The organism is Falsiphaeobacter marinintestinus, from assembly GCF_007923355.1.
In the GTDB taxonomy this organism is placed as follows: Bacteria; Pseudomonadota; Alphaproteobacteria; order Rhodobacterales; family Rhodobacteraceae; genus Phaeobacter_A; species Phaeobacter_A marinintestinus.
Genome location: NZ_VOGO01000002.1, coordinates 270,125 through 282,753 on the forward strand (window position 1 = coordinate 270,125; position 12,629 = coordinate 282,753).

At 59.8% G+C, this 12,629-nt stretch carries 15 protein-coding genes; 9 read left to right on the plus strand and 6 right to left on the minus strand.

Going from position 1 to position 12,629, the window contains the following annotated elements:
* The first annotated feature begins 81 nt into the window (after window positions 1-81).
* Together FOY56_RS05595 and FOY56_RS05600 are read left to right on the plus strand one after the other, a co-directional pair.
* Window positions 82-1,368 carry an ABC transporter permease gene (locus FOY56_RS05595; protein WP_146344834.1) on the plus strand — a complete coding sequence of 429 codons (1,287 nt, stop codon included), beginning with the start codon at window positions 82-84 and terminating at the stop codon, window positions 1,366-1,368.
* Window positions 1,361-2,035 carry an ABC transporter ATP-binding protein gene (locus FOY56_RS05600; protein ID WP_146344835.1) on the plus strand — a complete coding sequence of 225 codons (675 nt, stop codon included), beginning with the start codon at window positions 1,361-1,363 and terminating at the stop codon, window positions 2,033-2,035. The genes FOY56_RS05595 and FOY56_RS05600 overlap by 8 nt, the downstream gene beginning before the upstream one ends.
* Here the strand turns inward: FOY56_RS05600 and FOY56_RS05605 are convergent.
* Entirely contained in the window at window positions 2,032-2,466 is a 435-nt protein-coding gene (locus FOY56_RS05605) for a DMT family transporter (RefSeq protein WP_146344836.1), read from the minus strand. The two genes, FOY56_RS05600 and FOY56_RS05605, sit on opposite strands and share 4 nt — an antisense overlap.
* 113 nt (window positions 2,467-2,579) lie before the next feature.
* Here FOY56_RS05605 and FOY56_RS05610 point away from each other — a divergent pair, with 113 nt between their 5' ends.
* Genes FOY56_RS05610 through FOY56_RS05620 form a run of 3 tightly spaced genes read left to right on the plus strand, consistent with a single transcriptional unit; the run spans window position 2,580 to window position 3,831 of the window.
* On the plus strand, window positions 2,580-2,981 hold the full coding sequence (locus tag FOY56_RS05610) for a c-type cytochrome (protein ID WP_146344837.1): 402 nt from the start codon (window positions 2,580-2,582) through the stop codon (window positions 2,979-2,981).
* Between the two features lie 32 nt (window positions 2,982-3,013).
* Entirely contained in the window at window positions 3,014-3,418 is a 405-nt protein-coding gene (locus tag FOY56_RS05615) for a c-type cytochrome (protein ID WP_146344838.1), read from the plus strand.
* Entirely contained in the window at window positions 3,415-3,831 is a 417-nt protein-coding gene (locus tag FOY56_RS05620; protein WP_146344839.1) for a cytochrome c family protein, read from the plus strand. Before FOY56_RS05615 ends, FOY56_RS05620 begins: the two co-directional genes overlap by 4 nt.
* On the opposite strand, the gene FOY56_RS05625 is transcribed toward FOY56_RS05620, so the two are convergent.
* The 5 genes from FOY56_RS05625 to FOY56_RS05645 form a co-directional block, all read right to left on the minus strand.
* Window positions 3,828-4,508, minus strand: coding sequence for a hypothetical protein (locus FOY56_RS05625; protein ID WP_146344840.1), 681 nt, complete (start codon window positions 4,506-4,508; stop codon window positions 3,828-3,830). The genes FOY56_RS05620 and FOY56_RS05625 overlap by 4 nt on opposite strands.
* Before the next feature lie 60 nt (window positions 4,509-4,568).
* Window positions 4,569-5,231 carry a DNA-3-methyladenine glycosylase I gene (locus FOY56_RS05630; RefSeq protein ID WP_146344841.1) on the minus strand — a complete coding sequence of 221 codons (663 nt, stop codon included), beginning with the start codon at window positions 5,229-5,231 and terminating at the stop codon, window positions 4,569-4,571.
* A gap of 5 nt (window positions 5,232-5,236) precedes the next feature.
* Complete coding sequence (locus tag FOY56_RS05635; protein WP_146344842.1) at window positions 5,237-5,653, minus strand: PaaI family thioesterase; 417 nt, start codon at window positions 5,651-5,653, stop codon at window positions 5,237-5,239.
* 70 nt (window positions 5,654-5,723) lie between these two features.
* A complete protein-coding gene (locus FOY56_RS05640) occupies window positions 5,724-6,737 on the minus strand; it encodes a hypothetical protein (RefSeq protein WP_146344843.1) in 1,014 nt (337 codons plus the stop codon).
* Window positions 6,738-6,822: 85 nt separating this feature from the next.
* Window positions 6,823-7,452: a hypothetical protein gene (locus FOY56_RS05645; protein WP_146344844.1), complete on the minus strand. Its 630-nt coding sequence runs from the start codon at window positions 7,450-7,452 to the stop codon at window positions 6,823-6,825.
* A gap of 224 nt (window positions 7,453-7,676) precedes the next feature.
* Between FOY56_RS05645 and FOY56_RS05650 the strand changes: the two genes are divergently transcribed.
* The 4 genes from FOY56_RS05650 to FOY56_RS05665 are packed head-to-tail and all read left to right on the plus strand — an operon-like array spanning window position 7,677 to window position 12,620.
* Complete coding sequence (locus tag FOY56_RS05650; protein WP_146344845.1) at window positions 7,677-8,627, plus strand: ABC transporter substrate-binding protein; 951 nt, start codon at window positions 7,677-7,679, stop codon at window positions 8,625-8,627.
* On the plus strand, window positions 8,624-9,682 hold the full coding sequence (locus tag FOY56_RS05655; protein WP_146344846.1) for a quaternary amine ABC transporter ATP-binding protein: 1,059 nt from the start codon (window positions 8,624-8,626) through the stop codon (window positions 9,680-9,682). Before FOY56_RS05650 ends, FOY56_RS05655 begins: the two co-directional genes overlap by 4 nt.
* On the plus strand, window positions 9,679-11,745 hold the full coding sequence (locus FOY56_RS05660; protein WP_146344847.1) for an ABC transporter permease: 2,067 nt from the start codon (window positions 9,679-9,681) through the stop codon (window positions 11,743-11,745). The genes FOY56_RS05655 and FOY56_RS05660 overlap by 4 nt, the downstream gene beginning before the upstream one ends.
* Before the next feature lie 14 nt (window positions 11,746-11,759).
* Window positions 11,760-12,620 carry a DMT family transporter gene (locus tag FOY56_RS05665; RefSeq protein WP_146344848.1) on the plus strand — a complete coding sequence of 287 codons (861 nt, stop codon included), beginning with the start codon at window positions 11,760-11,762 and terminating at the stop codon, window positions 12,618-12,620.
* Window positions 12,621-12,629: the final 9 nt, after the last annotated feature.

The following is a 12,629-nucleotide window of genomic DNA, read 5'->3' on the forward strand; positions in this document are numbered from 1 at the left end:
AGCGGTGGCATTGCTTGACCGGCCCCAGCCCCGCCCATAGGGTGCGCCCACCTTATGAAGCGGCAAAAGACCGGAGCAGACATGGCCAGTGCCCCACCGCCCTTTGCGCGGTTTGAATGGATGATTGCCTGGCGGTACCTGCGGGCGCGCCGCGCCGACGGCGGTGTCAGCGTGATGACCTGGATCAGTTTGATCGGCATCACGCTGGCGGTGTTCGCATTGATCGCGACTCTGGCTGTGCGGGCTGGGCTGCGCGCGGATATCATCGAAGCGATGCTGGGCGCCAATGCCCACATCGACGTGCATTATCAACGCGATCTGACGGGGGATATCCCGCTTGATCATCTGATCCGCGACTACGCCGACGTCTCCGACCGTCTGGAAGCACTACCCGGAGTTGAAGACGCGGCCCCGCTGGTGCGCAAGCAGGTGATGGGGAGTTACCGGGGTCAGAACGCGCCGGTCGACGTTTATGGCATCTCGTATGATGACCTGCTGGATTACCCGATGATTGCTGACCCGGATCAATCCTGGGGCAGCTTAGCGCGTTTTGACGACGGCATAGCCCTTGGCGCTCTGTTGGCGCGTCAGCTGGGTGTGGCCACCGGTGATCGGATCAAACTGATCTCTCCGGATGGCGTGAAAACCCCGATGGGGACATCTCCACGTGTGTCAGCCTATGAGGTGGTGTTCATCTTTTCGTCCGGGCAGGGGTTCATCGATCAAAGCCGGGCCTATTTGCCGCTTGGCAAGGCACAGGAGTTCTTCAATCGCGACGGGGCGGTTGATCAGATCGATCTGCGGGTCGAAGACCCCTTGTCTGTGGACCGTATGGTCATCCCGGTAACCGCAGCCAGCGGGGACCGTGCTTATGCCTATACATGGCAGGACCGAACGGGCGGCATGATCCGGGCGTTGAAAATGCAGGACAATGCGATCTTCGTGGTTCTGTCGATCCTTGTACTGATCGCGGCACTCAACATCGTGTCGGGGTTGATCATGCTGGTCAAAAACAAGGGGCGCGACATCGGCATTCTGCGCACCATGGGGCTAAGTCAAGGGTCCATCCTGAGGGTGTTTTTTTTGTGTGGAGCCGTTGTGGGCACGGTTGGCACGATCCTTGGTGTGATACTTGGCGTGGTCTTTGCCTGGAATATCGACAGTGTGTACGGGCTGGTCGATTGGATCACCGGCAGTGGTGTCCGTGACCTTGAAGCCAATGGGTTCTTCTTTCCGTCTGCCGTCGTGACCATGGGCGATGTGCTGGCGGCGGCAGGGCTAAGCCTTGGCCTGAGCTGGCTGATCACGCTGTTCCCGGCCCGTCGCGCAGCGCGGATGAACCCGGTCGAGGCGTTGCGCTATGAGTGACACGTTAAAGCTGACCGGGATCACCAAGGTCTATAAACGCGGAACCCCGGCAGAGGTCCAGGTTTTGCGGGGTATTGATCTGACAGTTGCCAAAGGTGAGGTCGTCGCACTGGTCGCTCCGTCGGGGGCGGGCAAGTCCACTTTGCTGCACATCGCCGGATTGCTGGACACGGCCGATGGCGGTCAAATCGAGATCGCAGGTCAGGACATGACCGGCAAGGGCGACAGCGCCCGTACTGCGGTACGGCGGCGCGATGTTGGCTTTATCTATCAGTTCCATCATCTGCTGCCCGAATTCACGGCGGCCGAAAACGTCGTTCTGCCGCAACTGGCCAATGGCGTACCCCGCGGCGAGGCCAATGCCCGCGCGCGGAAGTTGCTTGAGGATGTCGGGCTTGCCAGCCGTGTCGATCATCGCCCGGCGGCTTTGTCCGGTGGCGAACAGCAGCGTGTCGCGTTTTGCCGGTCTCTGGCAAACGCACCGCAGCTTTTGCTGGCGGATGAACCCACCGGCAACCTTGACCCGGCGACCTCGGATCAGGTGTTTTCCGCCTTGATGCAACTGGTGACCGGCACCGGCCTGTCTGCCGTGATCGCCACGCACAACCTGGAGCTGGCGGCCCGCATGGATCGCATCGTGCGACTGGACGGCGGGGTTCTGACCTAGGCCAGCTGCGTCACCCAGGCGCCCGCTGCCATCAATGCCAAACCGCCGGCTCGCATCGCATTCAAAGGCTGCGCCTGCGCGCCGAACAATCCGAAGTGATCGATCATGGCGGCACTGATCAACTGGCCGATCAACACGAAAAAGACGGCGTTTCCGACCCCGAAATGCGGTGCAACATGGGTAATCGTCAGCACATAGAACGCGATAAGACACCCGGCCAGAAACAGGTGTTTGGGGGCCTCGCCCAACCGCGACAGGGGCTGCAGTCCCGTGAACATCACGGCGATTGCGCTGACTGTGAAGGCCACCGAGAACAAAACCACGGCCGCCGCAGTCGGTGAGCCGATGACCCGTCCCAGGGCTGCATTCAGCGCGGCCAAAATCGGAATCCCGATCCCCGCTGCCAGCATGATCAGGGCATAGTGGGTCATCAACAGCTTCCTCTTGTGCATTTCAGCTTGATGTGGATCATTGCGGGGAAAGACACCCTGAACAAGGCTGAACATGCACAGCAGGGACAAGGCGCAGAGCGGGATCGAACAAAATGCGTAAAGCAAAACGCGCCATTCTTATTGGTCTGAGCGTCATAGTGGCGGGATGCGCCCCGGATGCCGGACCCTCCGGAGCCATGCTGTACCAGCAAAACTGTGTGGCATGCCATGGGGTTAGCGGCGCAGGTGATGGACCATTGGCAGGTGACTTGCCGGTCACACCAGCGAATCTGCGCGGGTTGGCGGCAGCGAATGATGGCGTGTTTCCGGCCGAGGACGTGATGGCGAAGGTCTATGGCTATCGCGGGCGCGATTTTGATGCCCTGATGCCAGAGTTCGGGCCGGTTCTGGACGGGCCGACCGTGATCTGGACAACGCCTGACGGGCGCGAACTTGAAACGCCCCAAGCGCTGGTGGCGCTGACCGACTATGTGGAAACTCTGCAGGATCCGTGATCCTGCACGACCCGAAATAAAGGAGAACAGCGATGCAGACGACAAGATGGGTGACATGGGCCGTTCTGGCGACGCTGGCGATGCCAGCCGTGGCGCAGGACGTCAAAGAAGGGGCCGAGCTTTACCGGGTCCATTGCGCGACCTGTCATGGGATAGAAGGCACCGGACAGGGACCAATGGCGGGCGTTCTGCTGATCAAACCGACAGATATGACGCAACTGAAAGCTGGAAACGACGGGGTCTTTCCTGTCGAACGGGTCGTCAAGCGTATCGACGGGCGCGACCCGCTGGTCAGCCACGGCAGCCCAATGCCGGTCTACGGATACTTCTTTGAGGGGCGCGACAAGGCGCTCAAAGCCCCTAACGGCCAGCCCATCATGACCAGCGCACCGATCGTCGATCTGTTAAGCTATATCGAAACGTTGCAGACACAATGAGCCAGCGTATCGTGAATCTGGGCCTGATGGCCTTGCCTTTGGCCGGGCTGCTTGCCGCCTGCGCCACCAGTGAAATGATGCCGACTCCCACCGAAGGCGAACAATACTACGCCGAGTATTGTACGGCCTGCCACGACTATTCGGGTGAGGGCGGGGATCTGATCGGAGGGCAGGCGGCGCCGGATCTGACCCGTATCTCGGCGCGCAATGACGGCGTGTTCCCAAGGGCCGCTGTTTTGAGCAAGGTTGACGGCTATGGTCACGGCAAGGTGTCTGCGGATGTCATGCCTGAATTTGGCAAACTGCTGGAAGGCGATCTGGTGCCGGTCGACATTGACGGCACGCTGACCCCGACGCCACGGCCACTGGCCGCTTTGATGGTCTATCTGGAAAGCATTCAGGTCACTGACTAGTCGCAAATGCCTGTCAGTTCAGCGTCTTTCCACGGCAAATAGACGTCGTTTTCCCGGCTTTGCGGCAGGTCCGACACCGGGAAGGCGTCTTGAAGCATCGCATGCAGCCTGCGTGTCCGTGACGCCTGAGGCGCCAGAGCGCGGCAACAGACATATTCTTCGACGATGGCCCCCTGTTGTTCGTACCCATAGCTCAGGAAATCGGGCGAGTTTTCCAGATCGAACAGATAGGGATCGTCCGATTGACCGTGTTCCGCAGCGGCACGCAGCGGATGGTAGCCGGTTTTTTTCCGGTTTTGCCACTGCCAGACATGGGTCAGTTCATGGGCCAGCAACATGGATTCGACCAAATACAGCCGGTCGGGATAGGACGGAAGATAGTTTTCGATGTACCAGTCCTTGCTGAAATAGACCTTGTTGAACAGGGTGACAGCGGCGGGGCGGGTTGTAACGATTTCTTCCTTGGCCGGGGGCAGGATGCGCTCGCGGCAGGTCACGCGTGGTCGGACCTTGCGTTTGAAAGTCACGCTGCCGACCGGGGCACCTTTGACAAGCCGCACGCGTTTCACGTTCAGTTCGTCACCTTGTATCTTCTGGGCAAAGGCGAGTTCGGTGTCGGTCAAGGGGCGACCGCAGGCGGACACAAGCAGCAGAACGAGGAAAATACGCAGGATCATGATCGGCACGCTAGCGGCTTTGCCGGCAAGACGGTAGGCCCTTTGAGGCGCGGTCGTGCGTCACACGCTCATCGCCAGAACGCGGCTGATTTCGGTCAGGGACCGGCCCGATTGATCCATCCATGTATTGAACGCCGTCTGGATCTTTTTCATCGCGGTTTTCGAGGTGCCGGGCTTGTCAATCACCCCCTCGGCAACCAGACGGGCGGTCACGTCGCGCGACAGGATAAAACTGTCGCGGCCTGCAAATCGCATGGCATATTGCCCTGTTGTGCCGCCCAACCGGGCGCCTTCTTTTTTCAGAAGGTCCAAAAGGCCGACATAATCGGTCGATGGCCAGCCACCCAGGACTTTTCCGGCACCGCCCTGATCGCGCAGGGTAAGCAAAAAGGCGGCGTTGTCGCGAATTGTGGCGATTTTCATGCCGTTTCGTACGATCCGTTCGTCGCGCAGCAGGGCGTCGAATTTGTCGTCATCCATGAAAGCGCAGCGCCCGACGTCGAACTGGTCAAAGGCAGTTTCAAACCCGTCCCATTTGTTTTCGATGACCTTCCAGTTGAACCCGGCCTGGAACACGCATTTTGTCATGATTGACAACCAGCGGTCGTCGGGCATCGCGCTCAGGTCGGCCACCGGAACCGGCGGGGATAACTTGTCCTCCAAAGCGGCGGCACCCCCATGACGTCCGGCGGAGATTTCGAAGATCTCATCAAAGCTGCGCATTGCGATTATCCTTGGGGCGGTGCAGCAAAGAACGTCGCCGTTGCCGTCGCGACCATTTTACCGCTGTCTTCTTCCGTCATCTCGGCGCGGGCAAAGACCAGTGCTTTGCCAGCACGCACCACCATCGCGCGACACAGTATGGCGGTCCCGACGCCGGGACGCAGAAATTGCGTGTGCAGGTCAGTTGTTGCAAACATCCGGAATTCGCCAGCTTGCGCCAGCGCGGCCAGCACCATCGAGGTGTCGGCCAGAGCGGCAAGGGCCTGCCCCGACACGATGCCTCCGACGCGGGCCAGATGATCGCCCAGAGGCATTCGCACCAACGCATGCTCGGCGTCGATTTCGGTCACGGTCAGGTCAAGCGCCTGCACCCAGTCAGCAAAGTTGTCGGCAAGGATCGCCTGTGCGGTTTCCGGGGTCATGTCGTGCCTTTCCTGTGGCTTGCGCGTCAGGTTAGCCAGCCGGTGTCAGCCCGTCGAGGGGGCAGGTCGTTCAATTCTGCGTTGCGGGTTTGCGTTTTTGCATGGCGAAGGCGGCCAACACACTGTCCAGCCGTTTTGCTTGTGCGGTACTTAGCGTAAAGGCAGTCACCCGATCCCGGATCGAAGCAAGGTCGTCATCACCAAGATGAAATCGTTTTGGCACATCTTTGGTTTCGTTCGGAATGGCCAACCCGGTCAAACGCTCGACCTCGGCCAGATCCGGTGTCACGACGGTTTCGAGATATGCGAGACAGGAATTGCGCGCGAAGGGAAAGGACGGCCCCTGCCAGATTTTGCGGGTTTTGTCCTGTCGCAAACCTTTGAACAGGGTCTTCAGATCCTCAGGTGACAGACCGACCATGCGCCCGGCAAGAAGCGTCAGCAGGGCATAACCGCTGATCGACTGGTTGTGGGTTTTCTCGGGCAGTTTTCCGTCTTCGGGCAAGTGGCCTATGGTCTCAAAGAAACGGTGTACCAGCGTTGCAGACGGGTGATAATTCAGGAAAGTGACCGGCACGGGCATGGTTTTCCACGCCCGGACCAATGGGGCAAGGCGCAAGCTCAACGCGCTGGTTTCAAGATAAGGCTTTGGCATTTGAACAGTCGTCAAAGCCATGTCCTTGATGTTCTGATTATAGGCTGATGCGGCGCGTTCCAGCGGATGACGCAGCACGACAATAACCTGCATGCCGTCGAAGGGCCGTTCCAGACGCCGGTTCAGATGGTCGAGAAAAACCTCGAAATCCTGCGTGCCAAATGACTCGCTGCTGATCACAACGTCGGTTTCGGCGGCATCCAATTCAGCACATAAATCAGACATGAGGTCTTCGAACGGCGGGATGTCGATGTCGCCTCGTTTGGTTTTTCCACGCATGGCAAACAGTATCTTATGGTGGGCGCCGTCAGGCCACTGACCTGTTGTCGGGTAGAGCAAACCCGGCGGAGTCGCGTCGCGCAAGACCGCCTGTATCGCGCTGGTTCCGGTTTTGCCGGGGCCAGAATGCAGGAAAAGGGTTCTTGGCATGACGGTGACTCTCTATTGCGAACGACAACCTCAGGCAGGGTTAGCGGGCGTCGGTCGTACTGGCAACAGGTTCACTGGAATCGGGTCAGTCCGACACTGGCGCAGTGTCTTTGGGCGCAGTGTCTTCAGACACAGCCTCTTCGGGTACGATCTCTTCGGGCGCGGTCGCTGCCGGCACGGGTTTTAACGAATGATCAGCATTCTGGCAGGCGAGAACTTCATCAAACGCTTTCAATGACCCGCGCAAGGTCAGCCGGGCCAGGGCAATGTCATCTACCGTCCAGGCCATTTCTGTTTCTTCGCGAAACTCGCGAACAAATTGCTCGGCTTCGTCGCTGTCAGAATTGATGTGGATGCTCAGTGCCGGATACCCGTTCATCACCCGCCCATCCATGGCCAGTGTCCATGTCGGGTTGGGGCCAAACTGAACCTGAACGGGGTATTCTTCGCCGTCTTCGATATTCGTCCAGGACTGGTCGATCAGGGTCACGTTCAGCGATCTGCGCCCATCGGTATCGTCAAATCCGATGAAGAATGCAGTGTCGTGTTCGAAAAGCGCAAAGGCCTGACACCCCTTGGCGTCCGGGTAGAACGAGATATCCCAGCCGCCGACAACACCCCAGCGCACTGTCTCGGGTGCGGCAAACCCCTGAAGCGGCAGGCAAAGGCCGACAATGGCCGCAACATGGCCAACCTTGGTAAAACGTTTCAGCACGTGTCTCCCCCCGAAGATTGCACAGAAGAATATGGGGCTTTTTTCTGCCTGCCAATTGTTCTGGCAAACTGGATCGCAGGATGCGGTGTTTCGATCACATGTCTCTGGAATGGGCCTGCGTTTTGCGATGCGGGCACCATGCCAGCCAAAGTTCAATTGATCGCGTGACAGTCGGCAGGATTTGCCGAATACTCGCACCAAAATCAAAACAGGGAGTATCAGATATGAAGCACGTCAAACTCGCCATTGTGGCGACCCTTCTGTCATCGACAGCCTATGCCGCCGACATGGGCGATGTGGGGACGCCGATCAAACTGGCGGTCAACGAATGGACCGGACAGCATGTGTCGACCTATGTGGCAGGCGAAATGCTGAAAGTCGCGGGATATGAAGTCGAATATGTCACCGCTGGATACATGAACATGTATCAGGCGATGGCGGATGGCGAGATCCACGGCGCGATGGAAATCTGGTCGTCAAATGTGTCGGACGACTATGCCAAGAAGGTTGAGGCCGGCGGTGTTGTCGAACTGGGTGATCTTGGGCTCGATGCCAAGGAAGGTATCGCATACCCTGCGCATGTCGCGGACATGTGCCCGGGTTTGCCAGCGTGGGAAGCGCTGAAAGACTGCGCGCAGGCGTTTGCCACGGCTGAAACCATCCCGATGGGTCGTCTTGTGGACTATCCGGCTGACTGGGGCACCCCGGGGGCTGACCGGATGACCGGATTGGCTCTGCCGTTCAAGGCGGTTCCGGCCGGGTCCGAAGGCGCTTTGATCGCTGAACTGCGCGCATCAACTGAACGCAAGTCACCGCTGCTGATCACGTTCTGGCAGCCGCATTGGGCGATGTCGGCCTATGACGTGCAGTTCGTTGATCTGCCCGTTGGCGAAGAGGCATGTTTCAACGATCCGGCATGGGGTCCGAACCCGAATGCGGTGAACGACTGTGACTTTGCGCCGTCGCGCATTTTCAAAGCCGGGTGGTCGGGTATCGAGGAAACCTGGCCTGCGGCCTACGAGATCCTGACGAACTATACCCTCAGCGTAGAGGCACAGCAGCCGATGATGGGGGCCGTGGACGTTGACGGTGGCAAGGTCCAAGAGGTCGTCGCCGCATGGATGGCTGAAAATGAGTCCAGCTGGCGCCCGATTGTGGACGCGGCCACTCGGTGAGTGACGTAAACGCTCCGGCGATCGCCTGCCGCCACGTGTGGCAGGTGTTCGGGGAAGGGGCCGACAAAGCCCTGACTGCCGCACTGGACAGGTCAGGGCAGGATGCGGACGCGGCCTCACAACACCTTCGTGCGACCGGGTTTATCCCGGCCGTGCAGAATGCCACGTTCGACGTGGCCGAAGGTGAGCTGTTCGTGATCATGGGGCTGAGCGGATCGGGGAAATCTACCCTGATCCGTTGCATCTCGCACCTGTTGCATGCAACTGCGGGCGAAATCCGGATTGATGATGAAAACATCGTCGAGGCCAGCAAGCAGCGTTTGATCGAACTGCGCCGCAAAAAGCTGGGCATGGTGTTTCAGCATTTCGGTCTGTTCCCGCATATGACGGTTGCCGACAATGTGGCCTATCCGCTGAAAGTTCAGGGTATTGGGCGCAAAGAGCGGTTGGCCAAGGCGAGCGAAGTCATCGATCTGGTCGGGCTGGCCGGTCGCGAAGCAAATTACCCGCGCGAATTGTCCGGCGGGCAACGTCAGCGCGTCGGGATTGCCCGGTCGCTGGTCGCCGATTGCGAGGTCTGGTTTCTGGACGAGCCGTTTTCGGCCCTGGATCCGCTGATCCGACGCCAATTGCAGGACGAGTTCCTGCAAATTCAGGCCAAGCTGAAGACGACCATCGTGTTCATTACCCATGACATCAACGAGGCGCTGAAACTTGCCGATCGCATCGCCATCATGCGCGATGGCAAGATTGTGCAGATCGGCACGCCTGCCGAAATTGTTCTGCACCCGGTTGATGACTATGTGCGCGAATTCTCAAAAGACGTCGCCAAGGGGCGGCATGCCCATGTGGCGTCGGTCATGCGAGGGGCAGGGGGCGGTATCGAACCCGGGCCTGACGATCCTGGCTTGCGGACCAATATGACGCTGGACGCAGCCCTGGCCAAATGCATGTCGCTGTATGAACCTGTGCCCGTATGGGACGATGCAGGTGCTTGTGTCGGTGTCGTAGATCCGGCTGATCTGGCTGCTGCGCTGCAGGTCGAGGACGCATGACTGCGATCCCGGATACTTCACCGGCATTGCCAAACCGCCTGTCACCGGGTGCCCTTGCCGCGCTGATCACATTGCTTGTCGGCGCGGCCTGTATCGCACTGGAGCCCGCGTTTGCGTGGTTGGTCAAATGGCCTGCCGCGTGGACCTTTCCGGCGACCGATTGGGTCGGTGCAGTTCTGGAAGCCGTGTTAGGCGCGCTTAAGCCCTTTGCGCGTATGTTAGCATCTCTGTTGCGATACCCGATGGATGGCGCGCATTTTGTTCTGACCCGAACACCATGGCCGCTGGTGATTGGCGTTACCACGGCGCTGGGCTGGTATCTGGGCGGGCTGCGCATGGCGTTGCTGGGCGCTTTGGGATTGGGGTTTGTCCTGGCCTCGGGTTATTGGATCGAAAGCATGACGACGCTGTCTCTGGTGGCTGTATCGGTGCCTTTGGCCCTGATGATGGGCGGCGCGATCGGGATTCTGGCAAACGAAGTCCCCCGGGTGAAATCCGCCGTGCAGGTGCTGCTGGACGTGATGCAGACCGTTCCGACCTTTGCCTATCTTACACCGCTGTTGTTGTTGTTCGGGTTTGGCCCCGTCGTGGGCTTGATCGCCTCGGCGATCTATGCGGCCCCACCGATGGCCCGCAATGTGATGCTGGGGCTTGAACGCGTCGAACCCGAGATCAAAGAAGCTGCCGTGATGGCTGGTGGCACCCGCTTTCAACAGTTGTTTCAGGTCGAGATCCCCTCGGCCGCATCACAGATCATGGTTGGCGTGAACCAATGTCTGATGGCCGCCCTGTCGATGGTGATCATCGCCGCCGTGATCGGCGGATTCAACGATATCGGCTGGGAAGTTCTGCTGACCATGCGCAAGGCGCAGTTCGGTGCCGCGCTGTTGGCGGGGTTGGTGATCGTCGTATTCGCCATCGTCATCGACCGGATGAGCGGCGCACTGGCCATTGAACGCAAACGCCATGATCCACGTATCGCCTATGGCGTGCTGGCGGTGTCTGTGCTTGTGACCCTGGTGTTCTGGGGCCGCCTGCCAGATCCATCAGGATTTGCCCTGCTGGACCCAACCGCCGATGCTGTGGACGCGGGCCTGACGGCCTTTACCGTGGCGAGTGGGGCCTGGCTGGACAGTGTCAAGAATGGTGCAATGTTCTATGTGCTTCTGCCGCTTCGCATCGGGCTGGATCAGGCGGTTCTGCCATTCACCTGGGGCTTCATGTGGACCCCGACGATGAGCCTTTGGCTGTTCGCTGCCGGGGCTGCTGCCGGGTTGGTCCTGATTGCGCGTGGATCGGTGGTTGGTGGTCTGTTGTTGATGATCGCAGTCGGAATTCTGGAAACCGGGATTGCCAATCTGCCCTGGCCCTTTGTGTTGACCGGTACGGCGGCGCTGTGCTGGATCGCAGGCGGACGCAAACTGGCGCTGATTTCAGTGCTGTTGCTACTGACCATTCTGTTGTCGGGGCTGTGGGAGAGGGCGCTGTTGTCGTTGTACCTGTCGGGGGCGGCTGTGTTTGCCTGCGCCGTGCTGGGGGGTGCGATTGGGCTGCTGTGTGCGGTCAGCCCGTGGGCGTGGCGCATTGTGCGACCGATATGCGATATGCTGCAGACGATCCCTTTGTTTGTCTTTCTGATCCCGGTTTTGATGTTCTTTCAGATCGGTGAGTTCTCGGCCTTTCTGGCGATCTGCGCCTATGCCATCGTCCCGATGATCCGCTATACGCGGTTCGGGTTGGTTTCGACCCCCGATGACCTGATCGAGGCGGCGACCGCTTCGGGCGCGACGTCGGTGCAGATAATGAAAGACATCCGCATTCCATACGCCACGCCCAGTCTTTTGCTCGGGTTGAACCAGACCATCCTCTATGCGTTCTCGATGCTGGTGATCGCCGCACTGATCGGTACCACAGGGTTGGGGCAGTCTATCTATCTTGCACTGGGGCAGGCGGATGTAGGGCTGGGCGTGTCTGCCGGGGCGGCCATGGCGATTTTGGCGATGATTGCCGACCGTATCGTGCAAGGCTTTGCCGAGGAACGGCGCAAGGCGCTGGGGCTCTGAGCCGGGATGAGCTCATGCCGGTTGCGCTGGCCTTTGTCGCGGCGGCGATCTGGGGCCTGTGGTGGGTGCCGATCCGGGTTCTGGAAGCGCAGGGTCTGACCGGAGCCATGGCGGGCGTTGCGATGAATGCGGGCGCATTGGCGGGCAGCCTGATCTGGATGGCGCTGCGCAGGTCACCGCTGCGGCTGGACAGGCTGGCCATTGTCGGGACCGTGCTGGTCGGGGCTGCGGTTTCAACCTATTCCGTGGCTCTGACAACGACGGATGTTGTGCGTGCGGTTTTGCTGTTTTACATGGCGCCGGCCTGGGCAAAGATCATCGAATGGGCCTTTCTGGGCTTGCCGTGGCGCTGGACATCGACCTTTGCATTGGTCGCCGCCCTGACGGGCGCGGTTCTGTTTCTGGGGGGCGATGTCACGCTGGATGACATCCGGTTGGGTGACATGCTGGCAATCGTTTCAGGCGTGGCATGGGCGGCGGGCGCAACGCTGGTGTTCACGCGCGGCGGGCCGACCCTGTCACTGACGATGGTCACATCGGCCAGCGCCGTGGGCTTTGGGTTGCTCTTTGGCTTGCTCACGACCGGCGGGCTAGCATTGAACGCGCCCGGCGCATTTGCGGCGGGCATGGGCACCGGCGCATTGTACGTGTTGCCAATGCTGCTGTTGACCCTGTGGAGCGCGCGCAAGCTGCCGCCTGCCACGCTGACCTTTCTTCTGACGGCCGAGATATTGACCGGTGTGATTTCCGGTGTGGTGTTTCTGGGCGAACCATTTGGACCATTGCAGGTCGCCGGGGCGATCCTGATTGTTCTGGGCGCCATTGCCGAAGTGTTGCCGACGCTGATGCGACTTAGGAACCAGAACACGACTTAGCAGGACAGG